This is a genomic window from Flavobacterium cheongpyeongense, assembly GCF_003202435.1.
GTDB lineage: Bacteria > Bacteroidota > Bacteroidia > Flavobacteriales > Flavobacteriaceae > Flavobacterium > Flavobacterium cheongpyeongense.
In genome coordinates, this window is sequence record NZ_QJHK01000003.1 from 238,126 (window position 1) to 250,798 (window position 12,673).

At 34.5% G+C, this 12,673-nt stretch carries 23 protein-coding genes; all 23 read left to right on the forward strand.

Features of this window, described 5'->3' with window-relative positions:
* Positions 1 to 3: 3 nt before the first annotated feature.
* The 23 genes from rplP (at position 4) to eno (ending at position 12,530) form a co-directional block, all read left to right on the forward strand.
* Positions 4 to 429 (forward strand): 50S ribosomal protein L16, encoded by a 426-nt coding sequence (gene rplP, locus DMB65_RS05125; protein ID WP_007803637.1) that lies wholly within the window; start codon positions 4 to 6, stop codon positions 427 to 429.
* Positions 430 to 442: 13 nt separating this feature from the next.
* Positions 443 to 634: a 50S ribosomal protein L29 gene (rpmC, locus tag DMB65_RS05130; protein ID WP_007803639.1), complete on the forward strand. Its 192-nt coding sequence runs from the start codon at positions 443 to 445 to the stop codon at positions 632 to 634.
* 17 nt (positions 635 to 651) lie between these two features.
* A complete protein-coding gene (gene rpsQ / locus DMB65_RS05135) occupies positions 652 to 912 on the forward strand; it encodes a 30S ribosomal protein S17 (protein WP_007803646.1) in 261 nt (86 codons plus the stop codon).
* Positions 913 to 914: 2 nt separating this feature from the next.
* On the forward strand, positions 915 to 1,283 hold the full coding sequence (gene rplN / locus DMB65_RS05140; protein WP_007803649.1) for a 50S ribosomal protein L14: 369 nt from the start codon (positions 915 to 917) through the stop codon (positions 1,281 to 1,283).
* Between the two features lie 11 nt (positions 1,284 to 1,294).
* Complete coding sequence (rplX, locus tag DMB65_RS05145) at positions 1,295 to 1,609, forward strand: 50S ribosomal protein L24 (RefSeq protein ID WP_007803650.1); 315 nt, start codon at positions 1,295 to 1,297, stop codon at positions 1,607 to 1,609.
* A 2-nt stretch (positions 1,610 to 1,611) separates the two neighbouring features.
* Positions 1,612 to 2,163: a 50S ribosomal protein L5 gene (rplE, locus tag DMB65_RS05150; RefSeq protein ID WP_110305594.1), complete on the forward strand. Its 552-nt coding sequence runs from the start codon at positions 1,612 to 1,614 to the stop codon at positions 2,161 to 2,163.
* Positions 2,164 to 2,166: 3 nt separating this feature from the next.
* Positions 2,167 to 2,436 (forward strand): 30S ribosomal protein S14, encoded by a 270-nt coding sequence (gene rpsN, locus DMB65_RS05155; protein WP_031456037.1) that lies wholly within the window; start codon positions 2,167 to 2,169, stop codon positions 2,434 to 2,436.
* A gap of 105 nt (positions 2,437 to 2,541) precedes the next feature.
* A complete protein-coding gene (rpsH, locus tag DMB65_RS05160) occupies positions 2,542 to 2,940 on the forward strand; it encodes a 30S ribosomal protein S8 (RefSeq protein WP_017495014.1) in 399 nt (132 codons plus the stop codon).
* Positions 2,941 to 2,958: 18 nt separating this feature from the next.
* Complete coding sequence (rplF, locus tag DMB65_RS05165) at positions 2,959 to 3,501, forward strand: 50S ribosomal protein L6 (protein ID WP_031456036.1); 543 nt, start codon at positions 2,959 to 2,961, stop codon at positions 3,499 to 3,501.
* Positions 3,502 to 3,512: 11 nt separating this feature from the next.
* Positions 3,513 to 3,863 (forward strand): 50S ribosomal protein L18, encoded by a 351-nt coding sequence (gene rplR / locus DMB65_RS05170; protein ID WP_031456035.1) that lies wholly within the window; start codon positions 3,513 to 3,515, stop codon positions 3,861 to 3,863.
* A 3-nt stretch (positions 3,864 to 3,866) separates the two neighbouring features.
* Complete coding sequence (gene rpsE, locus DMB65_RS05175; protein WP_085950271.1) at positions 3,867 to 4,391, forward strand: 30S ribosomal protein S5; 525 nt, start codon at positions 3,867 to 3,869, stop codon at positions 4,389 to 4,391.
* Positions 4,392 to 4,403: 12 nt separating this feature from the next.
* Complete coding sequence (rpmD, locus tag DMB65_RS05180; protein WP_017495010.1) at positions 4,404 to 4,586, forward strand: 50S ribosomal protein L30; 183 nt, start codon at positions 4,404 to 4,406, stop codon at positions 4,584 to 4,586.
* Positions 4,587 to 4,597: 11 nt separating this feature from the next.
* The gene (gene rplO / locus DMB65_RS05185; protein ID WP_110305595.1) at positions 4,598 to 5,050 is read left to right on the forward strand and encodes a 50S ribosomal protein L15; all 453 of its coding nucleotides are present in this window, start codon (positions 4,598 to 4,600) and stop codon (positions 5,048 to 5,050) included.
* A 12-nt stretch (positions 5,051 to 5,062) separates the two neighbouring features.
* Positions 5,063 to 6,409, forward strand: coding sequence for a preprotein translocase subunit SecY (gene secY, locus DMB65_RS05190; protein ID WP_110305596.1), 1,347 nt, complete (start codon positions 5,063 to 5,065; stop codon positions 6,407 to 6,409).
* 7 nt (positions 6,410 to 6,416) lie between these two features.
* The gene (gene infA / locus DMB65_RS05195) at positions 6,417 to 6,632 is read left to right on the forward strand and encodes a translation initiation factor IF-1 (RefSeq protein WP_007136545.1); all 216 of its coding nucleotides are present in this window, start codon (positions 6,417 to 6,419) and stop codon (positions 6,630 to 6,632) included.
* A gap of 12 nt (positions 6,633 to 6,644) precedes the next feature.
* On the forward strand, positions 6,645 to 6,761 hold the full coding sequence (gene ykgO / locus DMB65_RS05200; protein WP_002987490.1) for a type B 50S ribosomal protein L36: 117 nt from the start codon (positions 6,645 to 6,647) through the stop codon (positions 6,759 to 6,761).
* Between the two features lie 2 nt (positions 6,762 to 6,763).
* Positions 6,764 to 7,138 carry a 30S ribosomal protein S13 gene (rpsM, locus tag DMB65_RS05205; RefSeq protein ID WP_031456033.1) on the forward strand — a complete coding sequence of 125 codons (375 nt, stop codon included), beginning with the start codon at positions 6,764 to 6,766 and terminating at the stop codon, positions 7,136 to 7,138.
* An 8-nt stretch (positions 7,139 to 7,146) separates the two neighbouring features.
* Complete coding sequence (rpsK, locus tag DMB65_RS05210; RefSeq protein ID WP_007803677.1) at positions 7,147 to 7,530, forward strand: 30S ribosomal protein S11; 384 nt, start codon at positions 7,147 to 7,149, stop codon at positions 7,528 to 7,530.
* 93 nt (positions 7,531 to 7,623) lie between these two features.
* On the forward strand, positions 7,624 to 8,229 hold the full coding sequence (gene rpsD / locus DMB65_RS05215; protein ID WP_110305597.1) for a 30S ribosomal protein S4: 606 nt from the start codon (positions 7,624 to 7,626) through the stop codon (positions 8,227 to 8,229).
* Positions 8,230 to 8,250: 21 nt separating this feature from the next.
* Positions 8,251 to 9,243, forward strand: coding sequence for a DNA-directed RNA polymerase subunit alpha (locus DMB65_RS05220; protein ID WP_026109818.1), 993 nt, complete (start codon positions 8,251 to 8,253; stop codon positions 9,241 to 9,243).
* Between the two features lie 36 nt (positions 9,244 to 9,279).
* Positions 9,280 to 9,771, forward strand: a complete 492-nt coding sequence (gene rplQ / locus DMB65_RS05225; protein WP_110305598.1) for a 50S ribosomal protein L17 — start codon at positions 9,280 to 9,282, stop codon at positions 9,769 to 9,771.
* A 246-nt stretch (positions 9,772 to 10,017) separates the two neighbouring features.
* Positions 10,018 to 11,136 (forward strand): glutamine-hydrolyzing carbamoyl-phosphate synthase small subunit, encoded by a 1,119-nt coding sequence (carA, locus tag DMB65_RS05230; RefSeq protein ID WP_110305599.1) that lies wholly within the window; start codon positions 10,018 to 10,020, stop codon positions 11,134 to 11,136.
* Positions 11,137 to 11,237: 101 nt separating this feature from the next.
* Positions 11,238 to 12,530, forward strand: a complete 1,293-nt coding sequence (eno, locus tag DMB65_RS05235) for a phosphopyruvate hydratase (protein ID WP_110305600.1) — start codon at positions 11,238 to 11,240, stop codon at positions 12,528 to 12,530.
* Positions 12,531 to 12,673: the final 143 nt, after the last annotated feature.

Genomic DNA, 12,673 nt, shown 5'->3' on the forward strand with positions numbered 1-12,673 from the left:
AAAATGTTACAGCCTAAAAGAACAAAGTACCGTAAGGTGCAAAAAGGTAAAATGAAAGGTAACTCTCAAAGAGGGCATGAACTTTCTAATGGAATGTTTGGTATTAAATCTGTACATGAAGATGGAATGTTCTTAACGTCTCGTCAAATCGAAGCTGCTCGTATTGCTGCAACTCGTTTCATGAAGAGAGAAGGACAATTATGGATCAAAATATTTCCAGACAAACCAATTACTAAGAAGCCTCTTGAGGTACGTATGGGTAAAGGAAAAGGTGCCGTTGAATATTGGGCTGCCGTTGTTAAACCCGGAAGAATTATGTTTGAAGTTGGAGGAGTTCCTTTATCAGTTGCAAAAGAGGCATTACGTCTTGCAGCTCAAAAGCTTCCAGTAAAAACAAAGTTCGTCGTTGCTAGAGATTTCGAAGCATAATTTATATTATATTATGAAACAATCAGAAATAAAAGATCTTTCTGCAGCGGAGTTGCAAGAAAAACTTAGTCAAACTAAGAAGATATATGCTGACCTAAAAATGGCACATGCTATTTCTCCAATTGAGAATCCGCTTCAAATTAGAAGTGTAAGAAGAACAGTTGCAAGATTGGCTACAGAGCTAACTAAAAGAGAGTTACAATAATTGTATTCTGCTGAAAGATGGAAGAAAAAAGAAATTTAAGAAAAGAAAGAATTGGTGTTGTTACTTCAAATAAAATGGATAAGTCTATTGTTATTGCAGAAGTTAGAAAGGTAAAACACCCATTATACGGTAAGTTCGTGTTGAAAACTAAGAAATATGTTGCGCACGACGAAACAAACGACTGTAACATTGGAGATACTGTAAGAATTAGCGAAACGCGTCCTTTAAGTAAAACAAAATGTTGGAGATTAGTTGAAATCTTAGAAAGAGCTAAATAATTATGGTACAACAGGAATCAAGACTAAAAGTAGCAGATAATACGGGAGCAAAAGAAGTTTTAACTATCCGTGTTTTAGGAGGTACCAAAAGAAGGTATGCCTCTGTTGGTGACAAGATTGTAGTATCTATTAAGGATGCAACTCCAAACGGAAACGTAAAAAAAGGAGCTGTATCAACTGCAGTTGTTGTACGTACCAAAAAAGAAGTGAGAAGAGCCGATGGTTCTTATATCCGTTTCGATGACAATGCATGTGTTCTTTTGAATGCAGCAGGAGAAATGAGAGGAACTCGTGTTTTTGGTCCGGTAGCAAGAGAACTTCGTGAAAAACAATTCATGAAAATTGTATCATTAGCACCAGAAGTGCTTTAATTCGTTTTAAGATGATAAAGCTAAAAATAAAATCAGGAGATATCGTAAGAGTAATTGCTGGAGACCATAAAGGTGCTGAAGGTAAAGTTTTACGTGTTTACCGTGAGAAAAATAAAGCGATAGTTGAAGGTGTAAACATGGTTTCAAAGCATACAAAACCAAGTGCTAAAAACCCTCAAGGTGGTATCGTTAAGAAAGAAGCTTCTATACAAATATCTAACATTTCACTAATTGATCCTAAAACTAAGGAAACAACTAGAGTTGGTATTAGAGTAGAGGGAGATAAGAAAGTAAGATTTTCAAAAAAATCTAATCAAGTACTATAGAAATGGCATATACACCTAGACTAAAAGAAGAATATAAGAGTAGAGTGATCTCTGCTCTTAAAGAGGAGTTCGGATATACAAACGTAATGCAAGTTCCAAAACTGGAAAAAATCGTTTTGAGCCGTGGAGTTGGTGCAGCTGTATCTGATAAAAAACTTATTGACTACGCAGTTGATGAGTTGACAAAGATCACTGGACAAAAAGCAGTATCTACAATTTCAAAGAAAGACGTTGCGTCATTTAAATTGAGAAAAGGGATGCCTATTGGAGCAAAAGTTACTTTACGTGGTGAAAAAATGTATGAGTTTTTAGACAGACTTGTTACTTCTGCTTTACCGCGTGTTAGAGATTTTAGTGGTATCAAAGCTACTGGTTTCGACGGTAGAGGTAATTACAACCTTGGAGTTTTGGAGCAAATCATTTTCCCAGAAATTGATATTGACAAAGTAAACAAAATTTCAGGAATGGATATTACTTTTGTTACTACAGCAAAAACAGACAAAGAGGCAAAGTCATTATTGGCAGAATTAGGATTACCTTTTAAAAAGAATTAAGACATGGCTAAAGAATCAATGAAAGCCCGTGAGGTGAAAAGAGAGAAAACGGTAGCTAAGTACGCTGAGAAAAGAAAAGCTTTATTAGAAGCTGGAGATTATGAAGGCTTACAGAAATTGCCTAAAAATGCTTCACCAGTTCGTTTACACAATCGTTGTAAATTAACAGGTAGACCAAGAGGTTATATCCGTCAATTTGGTATTTCACGTGTAACTTTCCGTGAGATGGCTAATAATGGATTAATTCCTGGTGTTAAAAAGGCGTCTTGGTAATCTCGCAAAAAGTTATTACTTTTGCAAACCAAAAAATAATTTTTAATTGATTAAAGGTTCGGGAGGCGGGTGTCTCCCGAAAACCATAATCGCAATCAAATACATATGTATACAGATCCTATTGCAGATTATTTGACTAGAGTTCGTAACGCTGTGGCTGCAAATCACAAAGTTGTTGAAATTCCCGCATCTAATCTAAAAAAAGAAATAACTAAGATCTTGTTTGATCAAGGTTATATCTTAAGTTACAAATTTGAGGACAACTCTGTTCAGGGTTCAATCAAAATTGCTTTGAAGTATGATAAAGATACTAAAGAGCCAGTAATTAAAGATATCCAAAGAATTAGTAAACCTGGTTTACGTAAATATGCAGGTGCTGCCAAATTACCAAGAATCCTTAATGGATTAGGAATTGCTATTGTTTCTACATCAAAAGGTTTGATGACAGGAAAACAAGCTAAGCAATTAAATGTAGGTGGTGAAGTAATTTGTTACGTATACTAATTTTAAAGACTAAATAAGATGTCAAGAATAGGTAAAAGCCCAATTGTAATCCCTGCTGGTGTAACTGTAGAAGTTAAAGACGGTATTATTACAGTAAAAGGAAAAAAAGGTCAACTAACTCAGGAGTTTTCGGACGTAACTGTGACAGTTGAAGGCGATCAAGCTTTAGTAGAAAGATCGTCTGATCATAAAGACCAAAGAGCAAAACATGGATTATACAGATCTTTAATCAGTAATATGATTGTTGGTGTATCTGAAGGTTTTACAAAAGAACTTGAATTAGTTGGTGTTGGTTACAGAGCTTCAAACCAAGGTCAAAAATTAGATTTAGCTCTTGGATATTCTCACAATATTGTTTTAGAAGTTGCTCCGGAAGTAGTGGTAGAAACAATATCTGAAAAAGGTAAAAACCCTATCGTAAAATTAACATCATTTGACAAACAACTTTTAGGTCAGGTAGCTGCGAAAATCAGAGGTTTCCGTAAGCCTGAGCCATACAAAGGAAAAGGTGTTAAATTTGTAGGTGAAGTATTAAGAAGAAAAGCAGGTAAATCAGCTTAAAAAATAAGATTATGTCATTAACAAAATCTGATAGAAGACAGAGAATTAGATTCAGAATTAGAAAATCGATTAGTGGTACTGCTGCTAACCCAAGATTATCTGTATTTAGAAGTAACAAAGAAATTTACGCTCAACTTATTGATGATGTGAATGGAGTTACTATTTTAGCTGCATCTTCAAGAGAAAAAGAAATAGGAAAAGGTACTAACGTTGAAGTAGCTGCTGCAGTTGGAAAACTAGTTGCTGAAAAAGCGTTAAAAGCCGGGATTGATACCATCACTTTTGACAGAGGTGGATATTTATATCACGGTCGTATTAAATCATTAGCAGAAGGCGCAAGAGCGGCTGGACTTAAATTCTAATATATTATGTCTAAATACAAAAATGTAGAATTGGTAAAACCAAGTGGTCTTGAACTTAAAGATCGTCTGGTAAGTGTAAATCGTGTTACTAAAGTTACAAAAGGAGGTAGAGCTTTCGGTTTTTCTGCTATTGTAGTGGTAGGTGATGAAAACGGAGTAGTTGGTCACGGATTAGGAAAATCTAAAGACGTTTCTGAAGCAATTGCGAAAGCAGTAGAAGATGCTAAGAAAAATTTAGTAAAAATTCCTTTGAACGGTCAATCTGTTCCTCACGAACAAAAAGGTAAGTTTGGTGGTGCACGTGTATTCTTAATTCCTGCTTCTCATGGTACAGGGGTTATTGCTGGTGGAGCTGTACGTTCAGTTCTGGAATCAGTAGGTATTCATGATGTATTATCAAAATCTCAGGGATCATCAAATCCTCATAACGTAGTGAAAGCAACTTTTGATGCTTTATTACAAATGAGAAGCGCTTATACTGTTGCAAAACAAAGAGGTGTTTCTTTAGAAAAAGTTTTTAAAGGTTAATTCAAGGAAATTATGGCTAAATTATTAGTAAAACAAGTAAGAAGCAAAATCAACTGTCCTCTTTCTCAAAAGAGAGGTTTGGAAGCTTTGGGTCTACGTAAAATGGGACAAGTTGTAGAGCATGATTCAAACCCTGCTATCCTTGGGATGATAAACAAAGTTAAACACTTAGTTTCTGTAGAAGAAGCTAAATAACAAATACTGTTATGAATTTAAGTAACTTACAGCCAGCTGAAGGGTCAACGCACAATCAAAATAAAAGATTAGGTAGAGGAGAGGGTTCTGGAAAAGGTGGTACTTCTGCAAGAGGTCACAAAGGTGCAAAATCTCGTTCTGGTTATTCTAAAAAGATTGGTTTTGAAGGAGGGCAAATGCCACTTCAAAGACGTGTGCCTAAGTTTGGTTTCACAAACATCAACCGTAAAGAATACGAAGGTGTTAATTTAGATACGCTTCAATTATTAGTAGATAATGGTGTAATTACTGACTCTGTTTCAATGACAGATTTCGTATCAAACCGTTTGGCTACAAAAAATGAAATCGTTAAGATTTTAGGTAGAGGAGAATTGAAAGCAAAATTAAAAGTAACTGCTCACAAATTTACTGCTACTGCAAAAGCTGCTATTGAAGCTGCTGGTGGAGAAGCTGTAACAATATAATTTTTCTATTGTATGAAGAAATTTATTGAATCAATAAGTAATGTTTGGAAAATCGAAGAACTGAAAAACAGAATCCTGATTACATTAGGTTTGCTTTTAGTATATCGTTTTGGAGCACACGTTACGCTTCCTGGAATTGATGCAACTCAATTGACTGGTTTAGCGGGACAAACAAAAAATGGTTTAGGATCCATCTTAGACATGTTCACCGGAGGTGCTTTTTCTAAAGCTTCAGTTTTTGCTTTAGGTATCATGCCTTATATTTCTGCGTCTATTGTTGTTCAGTTAATGGGAATTGCGATTCCATATTTGCAAAAACTTCAAAACGATGGGGAGAGTGGTAGAAAAAAAATTAATCAAATTACACGTTGGTTAACTATTGCTATTACATTGGTTCAAGGTCCAACTTATATCTATAATTTATACAGAACACTTCCTGGTAATGCTTTTTTGTTAGGATTTAACTCTCCGGAGTTTTTGTTTTCTTCTGTTATTATCTTGGTTACCGGTACTATTTTTGCTATGTGGCTTGGAGAAAAAATTACAGATAAAGGTATTGGAAATGGAATTTCATTATTAATTATGGTTGGTATCTTAGCTCGCTTACCACAAGCTTTTATACAAGAATTTACAACCAGAGTTACCAATAATAACGGTGGTCCAATGTTATTGGTTATTGAAATTATTGTATGGTTACTTGTTATTATTTCTTGTGTATTGCTTACAATGGCAGTACGTAGGATTCCAGTTCAGTATGCTCGTCGTACAACTACGGGAGATTACGAGCAGGATTTAGCAGGTGGTAACAGACAATGGATTCCGCTTAAGCTTAATGCTTCTGGGGTTATGCCAATCATTTTTGCTCAGGCAATCATGTTTATTCCTGCTGCTGTGGCTGGATTATCTAAATCTGATACATCACAATCTATCGTTGGGGCATTTAGTAATATGTTCGGTTTTTGGTATAATTTTGTATTTGCAACTTTAATTATTGTATTTACTTTCTTTTACACTGCTATTACTGTACCTACTAATAAAATGGCCGATGATTTAAAAAGAAGTGGTGGTTTTATTCCAGGAGTTCGTCCAGGAACTGAAACTTCAGAATTTCTTGATAAAGTGATGTCTTTAATAACTTTCCCAGGATCTTTATTCCTTGCTTTAATTGCTGTGTTCCCAGCTATTGTTGTAAGTGTTATGGATGTACAACAGTCTTGGGCAATGTTTTTTGGAGGTACCTCATTAATAATTATGGTTGGAGTTGCAATAGATACTATTCAACAGATCAATTCATACTTGTTAAACAAACATTATGATGGTTTAATGAAGACTGGTAAAAATAGAAAAGCGGTAGCTTAATATATTTATGGCAAAACAATCAGCAATAGAACAAGACGGATCAATCATTGAAGCATTGTCAAATGCAATGTTCCGTGTAGAATTAGAAAATGGACATATTGTAATTGCTCATATTTCTGGAAAAATGCGTATGCATTACATCAAATTATTACCTGGTGATAAAGTGAAACTGGAAATGAGCCCTTATGATTTGTCAAAAGCAAGAATTACTTATCGATATTAAAGGATATTCACTATGAAAGTTAGAGCATCAGTAAAAAAGAGAAGTGCCGAGTGCATTATCGTGCGTAGAAAAGGGAGACTGTACGTAATAAACAAAAAGAATCCTAGATTTAAACAAAGACAAGGATAATTATGGCAAGAATAGCAGGGGTAGATATCCCAAAAAACAAAAGAGGTGTTATAGCACTTACGTATATCTTCGGATTAGGAAGAAGTAGAGCAATTGAGATTTTAGAGAAAGCTCAAGTTAGCCAGGATAAAAAAGTTCAAGATTGGAATGATGACGAGATCGGAGCAATTCGTGACGCAGTTGGATTTTACAAAATTGAAGGAGAATTACGTTCTGAAGTTTCTTTGAACATCAAACGTTTAATGGATATTGGATGTTACAGAGGTATCCGTCATAGATCTGGTCTTCCGTTACGAGGACAAAGAACTAAAAACAACTCTAGAACAAGAAAAGGTAAAAGAAAAACTGTTGCTAACAAGAAAAAAGCAACTAAATAATAAGTAATATGGCTAAAGCAACTGCAAAAAAACGTAAAGTTATCGTTGAATCAACGGGTGAAGCTCATATTTCTGCCACTTTCAACAATATCATTATTTCTTTAACAAATAAGAAAGGTGAAGTTATTTCTTGGTCTTCAGCTGGTAAAATGGGTTTCAGAGGTTCTAAAAAGAATACTCCGTATGCAGCTCAAATGGCCGCAGAAGATTGTAGTAAAGTAGCTCTTGAGGCAGGACTTAAAAAAGTTAAGGTTTATGTAAAAGGACCAGGAAACGGACGTGAGTCTGCTATTCGTTCTATTCATAACGGTGGAATTGAAGTTACAGAGATTATCGATGTTACTCCAATGCCTCACAACGGTTGTCGTCCTCCAAAGAGACGTAGAGTTTAATAATATATTTAAGTATAACAAGGTAGAATAAACGATTATCGAAGGATTTGACCTGAATTCATAATCTCTACCTTAAATTTAATTTTTTTAGAAATGGCAAGATATACTGGTCCTAAAACTAGAATTGCTCGTAAATTTGGCGAAGCAATCTTCGGAGATGATAAATCTTTCGAAAAAAGAAATTACCCACCTGGACAACACGGGATGGCTAAAAAAAGAGGAAAAAAATCTGAGTATGCTGTTCAGTTAATGGAAAAGCAAAAGGCTAAATATTCTTATGGAATTTTAGAAAAACAATTCAGAGGTTTATTCAAAAAAGCATCAGCTACTAAAGGTGTTACTGGTGAAGTTCTTTTACAACTATGTGAAGCAAGATTAGATAATGTTGTTTTTAGAATGGGGATTGCTCCATCTCGTAGAGGTGCAAGACAATTGGTTTCTCACAGACACATTACCGTAAATGGTGAAGTTGTAAATATCCCTTCTTACCACCTTAAGCCTGGTGATAAAGTTGCGGTTCGTGAAAAATCTAAATCTTTAGAAGCTATCGAACGTTCTTTATCAAATTCAAGTCATGTTTATGAATGGATTACTTGGAACAATGAACTTAAAGAAGGAACTTTCGTTTCTGTACCTGCAAGACTTCAAATTCCAGAAAACATTAAAGAACAATTAATCGTAGAGTTGTACAACAAATAATAATTGACTTAGTCGAAATTTATGGCAATATTTAATTTTCAAAAGCCCGATAAAGTTATCATGATCGATTCAACCGATTTTGAAGGTAAATTCGAATTTAGACCTTTAGAACCTGGTTATGGATTGACAGTTGGTAATGCACTTAGAAGAGTTTTGCTTTCAGCATTAGAAGGTTATGCAATTACATCTGTTCGTATCGAGGGTGTAGATCATGAGTTTTCTACTATTTCAGGTGTTGTTGAAGATGTTACCGAAATTATTCTTAATCTAAAACAGGTACGTTTTAAACGTCAAATTGAAGATATAGATAATGAAGCAGTTACAATTTCTGTTTCTGGTAAAGATCAATTGACAGCAGGTGATTTTCAAAAATTTATATCAGGTTTTCAAGTCCTTAATCCAGACTTAGTTATCTGTAATTTAGATTCGAAAATCAAATTGAATTTCGACTTAACAATCGAAAAGGGTAGAGGATATGTTCCTGCTGAGGAGAACAAAAAACAAAATGCGGCAATTGGTACTATTTTTACGGATTCTATTTTTACTCCGGTAAAAAATGTAAAATATGCAATTGAAAACTTCCGTGTTGAGCAAAAAACAGATTATGAAAAATTAGTTTTTGAAATTAAAACTGATGGCTCTATTAATCCAAAAGATGCTCTTACTGAAGCTGCTAAAGTTTTAATTCACCACTTCATGTTATTTTCTGACGAAAGAATTACACTCGAGGCTGACGAAATTGCACAAACAGAATCGTATGATGAAGAGTCATTGCATATGAGACAATTGCTTAAAACTAAGCTTGTTGATATGGATTTATCTGTGAGAGCATTAAATTGCTTGAAAGCGGCTGAAGTTGATACACTTGGTGATTTAGTATCGTTCAATAAAAATGACCTAATGAAATTCCGTAATTTTGGTAAAAAATCTTTAACTGAGCTTGATGAGCTTGTTGCAGTTAAAAATTTAACTTTCGGAATGGATTTAGCTAAATACAAATTAGATAAAGAATAATTCAATTCCGCTTGCGGGGTTAAATTTAAAATAGCAATGAGACACGGAAAAAAATTCAATCACTTAAGCAGACAGACTGGACATAGAAAAGCTATGTTGGCTAATATGGCTTGTTCTCTTATTGAGCACAAGCGTATTAATACTACTGTTGCTAAAGCTAAAGCGCTTAAACAATTCGTTGAGCCTTTAATTACAAAATCAAAAGAGGATACGACTCATAACCGTCGTATTGTTTTTGCTTACTTACGTAGCAAATATGCTGTAACTGACTTGTTCAGAGATGTAGCTGCTAAAGTTGGTGACCGTCCAGGTGGATACACTCGTATCATTAAAGTTGGAAATCGTTTGGGAGATAATGCTGATATGGCAATGATTGAACTTGTAGATTTCAATGAACTTTACAATGGTGGTAAAAAAGAAGTTAAAAAAGCAAAAAGCCGTCGTGGTGGTAAAGCTAAAAAAGCAGAGGAGACAACTCCTGAAGCTCCGGCAGCTGAATCAGAGTCGACTACTGATGCTTCTGAATAATTATGAAAGTAATGATTCTATAGAAATCAAGGATAAACTAATTTTTAGTTTATCCTTTTTTTTTGATTTTTAAAAGTGGGACAGATTTAACTTATTTCAGTTCTATGGTTTTATTTTTATGAATGAAATTTTTAAAAAATCTTGGAAGCACTCTTTTAAAAAAGTAAATTTGCAAAAAGATATCTAATACAAATAAACGAGCTACCGCTTGTTTTAGAAGACGATAAAAAACAATACAATTAAAGAATGAAATACACAACACGACAAAGTGCCATTTTACTACTAAGCGATGGAACTATTTTTCATGGTAAGTCTATCGGTATTAGCGGTAAGACTTTCGGAGAGGTTTGTTTTAATACTGGGATGACCGGATATCAGGAAATCTTTACTGATCCTTCTTATTTTGGTCAAATTATCGTGGCGACCAATGCTCATATTGGGAACTATGGTGTTAATGATTTGGAAATTGAATCTGATAGCGTAAAAATCGCTGGTTTAGTTTGTAAAAATTTCAGTTTTAATTATTCAAGAGAGGATGCGTCAGGAAGTTTGGAAGATTATTTTGTCAAACAAAATTTAATCTGTATATCTGATGTTGACACCAGAGCACTTGTGAGTTATATTCGTGACAACGGTGCTATGAATGCTGTTATTTGCACGGATGGTACTTCGGTTCAAGATTTGAAAAAAGAATTGGCTAATGTACCAAATATGGAAGGTTTAGAGTTGGCTTCAAAAGTTTCAACTACGGAGCCATATTTTTTTGGTAATGAGGGTGCTAAATATAAAATTTCGGCCTTAGATTTAGGAATTAAAAAGAATATTTTGCGAAATCTTGCAAAAAGAGATTGCTACATAAAAGTTTTTCCATATGATTCTACCTATGAAGATTTGGTTGCATTTAATCCCGACGGGTATTTTTTGTCAAATGGTCCAGGTGATCCCGATCCGCTAAACGGTGCGATTGAGGTTGCAAAAAGAATCATTGCAGATGACAGGCCTTTGTTTGGAATTTGTTTAGGTCATCAGATTATTGCTCTGGCAAACGGAGTTCAGACATACAAAATGTTCGGTGGACACCGAGGTATTAACCATCCAGTTAAGAATGTAATAACAGGTAAAGGCGAAATTACTTCTCAAAATCATGGTTTTGCTGTAAAAAGAGAAGCATTAAATGAGCATCCGGAACTAGAACTTACACATGTGCATTTAAATGATGATTCAGTTGCAGGTATGAGAATGAAAAACAAAAATTGTTTTTCTGTACAATACCATCCAGAGGCAAGCCCTGGACCCCACGATTCATCTTATTTATTTGATCAATTTGTTGAGAATATAAAATTAGCAGGGTCTAAAACGATGTAGTTAATAAATAAAGGTGTTTAATAATGAGAATGCGTTTTTAGTATTGAATATTTTTATACTTTCGAAAAAAAAACATAATTTATTAATAAAAAACAAAAATAATGAGTATTATAATTAAAGTTCACGCAAGACAAATTCTTGATTCCAGAGGGAATCCTACTATTGAAGTTGATGTAGTAACTGAAAATGGTGTATTAGGTAGAGCTGCTGTTCCGTCTGGAGCATCAACTGGAGAGCACGAAGCTGTTGAATTACGTGATGGAGGTAAGGCTTATCTTGGAAAAGGGGTTTTGAATGCGGTGAATAATGTTAATACTGTTATTGCTGAAGAATTAGTTGGAACTTCTGTTTTTGAGCAAAATACTATCGATCAACTAATGATCGATTTAGACGGAACGCCAAATAAATCTAAATTAGGCGCTAATGCTATTTTAGGAGTTTCTTTGGCTGCTGCAAAAGCTGCTGCTAATGAACTTGGATTGCCGTTATACAGATATGTCGGTGGAGTTTCTGCAAACACATTGCCTGTTCCTATGATGAATATTATCAATGGAGGGTCTCACTCTGATGCGCCGATTGCCTTTCAGGAATTTATGATTTTCCCTGTGAAGGCTACTTCTTTTACACATTCTATGCAAATGGGGACTGAAATTTTTCATAGCTTGAAAAAAGTATTACATGACAGAGGATTAAGTACTGCAGTAGGTGATGAAGGTGGTTTTGCTCCAAATTTGGCAGGTGGTACAGAGGATGCTTTGGATACTATTAAATTGGCCGTTGAAAAAGCAGGATATTCTTTTGGTGATGAAATTATGATTGCACTTGACTGTGCTGCTTCTGAATTTTATGTAAATGGTAAATACGATTATACAAAATTTGAAGGAGAAACTGGAAAAATCAGGACTTCTGAGGAGCAGGCTTCTTACTTGGCTGAATTAGCTTCAAAATATCCTATTATTTCTATTGAAGATGGAATGTATGAAGATGATTGGGATGGTTGGAAGTTACTTACAGAGAAAATTGGAGACAAAGTTCAGTTGGTTGGAGATGATTTGTTTGTTACAAATGTCGAGCGTTTATCTACTGGGATTAAAAAGGGAATAGCAAATTCTATTTTAGTGAAGGTTAATCAAATTGGTACCTTAACTGAAACTATTGCTGCTGTAAATATGGCTAAAAATGCGGGGTATACTTCAGTAATGTCTCATCGTTCTGGTGAAACAGAAGATAATACAATTGCTGATTTAGCTGTAGCTTTAAACTGTGGTCAGATTAAGACAGGTTCTGCTTCCCGCTCTGATCGTATGGCAAAATACAATCAGTTATTAAGAATTGAAGAAGAATTAGGAAGTACTGCTTATTTTCCAGGGCTAAATGCTTTTAAGATTAAATAATTGTAAGAGTTATATTGTAGAATTAAACCATTCGTTTAACGGATGGTTTTTTTTTGGAGTTTTAACAAATTGATGGCATTATTCCTTTTTTAATTAGTCTTAAATTCCTTAGATTTGATAAATTATTATTTTAAAGAATTATT

Coding starts and splice junctions, on each gene's coding strand:
- rplP (WP_007803637.1), top strand. CDS start 4: ATGTTACAGCCTAAAAGAACAAAGTACCGTAAGGTGCAAAAAGGTAAA.
- rpmC (WP_007803639.1), top strand. CDS start 443: ATGAAACAATCAGAAATAAAAGATCTTTCTGCAGCGGAGTTGCAAGAA.
- rpsQ (WP_007803646.1), top strand. CDS start 652: ATGGAAGAAAAAAGAAATTTAAGAAAAGAAAGAATTGGTGTTGTTACT.
- rplN (WP_007803649.1), top strand. CDS start 915: ATGGTACAACAGGAATCAAGACTAAAAGTAGCAGATAATACGGGAGCA.
- rplX (WP_007803650.1), top strand. CDS start 1,295: ATGATAAAGCTAAAAATAAAATCAGGAGATATCGTAAGAGTAATTGCT.
- rplE (WP_110305594.1), top strand. CDS start 1,612: ATGGCATATACACCTAGACTAAAAGAAGAATATAAGAGTAGAGTGATC.
- rpsN (WP_031456037.1), top strand. CDS start 2,167: ATGGCTAAAGAATCAATGAAAGCCCGTGAGGTGAAAAGAGAGAAAACG.
- rpsH (WP_017495014.1), top strand. CDS start 2,542: ATGTATACAGATCCTATTGCAGATTATTTGACTAGAGTTCGTAACGCT.
- rplF (WP_031456036.1), top strand. CDS start 2,959: ATGTCAAGAATAGGTAAAAGCCCAATTGTAATCCCTGCTGGTGTAACT.
- rplR (WP_031456035.1), top strand. CDS start 3,513: ATGTCATTAACAAAATCTGATAGAAGACAGAGAATTAGATTCAGAATT.
- rpmD (WP_017495010.1), top strand. CDS start 4,404: ATGGCTAAATTATTAGTAAAACAAGTAAGAAGCAAAATCAACTGTCCT.
- rplO (WP_110305595.1), top strand. CDS start 4,598: ATGAATTTAAGTAACTTACAGCCAGCTGAAGGGTCAACGCACAATCAA.
- secY (WP_110305596.1), top strand. CDS start 5,063: ATGAAGAAATTTATTGAATCAATAAGTAATGTTTGGAAAATCGAAGAA.
- infA (WP_007136545.1), top strand. CDS start 6,417: ATGGCAAAACAATCAGCAATAGAACAAGACGGATCAATCATTGAAGCA.
- ykgO (WP_002987490.1), top strand. CDS start 6,645: ATGAAAGTTAGAGCATCAGTAAAAAAGAGAAGTGCCGAGTGCATTATC.
- rpsM (WP_031456033.1), top strand. CDS start 6,764: ATGGCAAGAATAGCAGGGGTAGATATCCCAAAAAACAAAAGAGGTGTT.
- rpsK (WP_007803677.1), top strand. CDS start 7,147: ATGGCTAAAGCAACTGCAAAAAAACGTAAAGTTATCGTTGAATCAACG.
- rpsD (WP_110305597.1), top strand. CDS start 7,624: ATGGCAAGATATACTGGTCCTAAAACTAGAATTGCTCGTAAATTTGGC.
- DMB65_RS05220 (WP_026109818.1), top strand. CDS start 8,251: ATGGCAATATTTAATTTTCAAAAGCCCGATAAAGTTATCATGATCGAT.
- rplQ (WP_110305598.1), top strand. CDS start 9,280: ATGAGACACGGAAAAAAATTCAATCACTTAAGCAGACAGACTGGACAT.
- carA (WP_110305599.1), top strand. CDS start 10,018: ATGAAATACACAACACGACAAAGTGCCATTTTACTACTAAGCGATGGA.
- eno (WP_110305600.1), top strand. CDS start 11,238: ATGAGTATTATAATTAAAGTTCACGCAAGACAAATTCTTGATTCCAGA.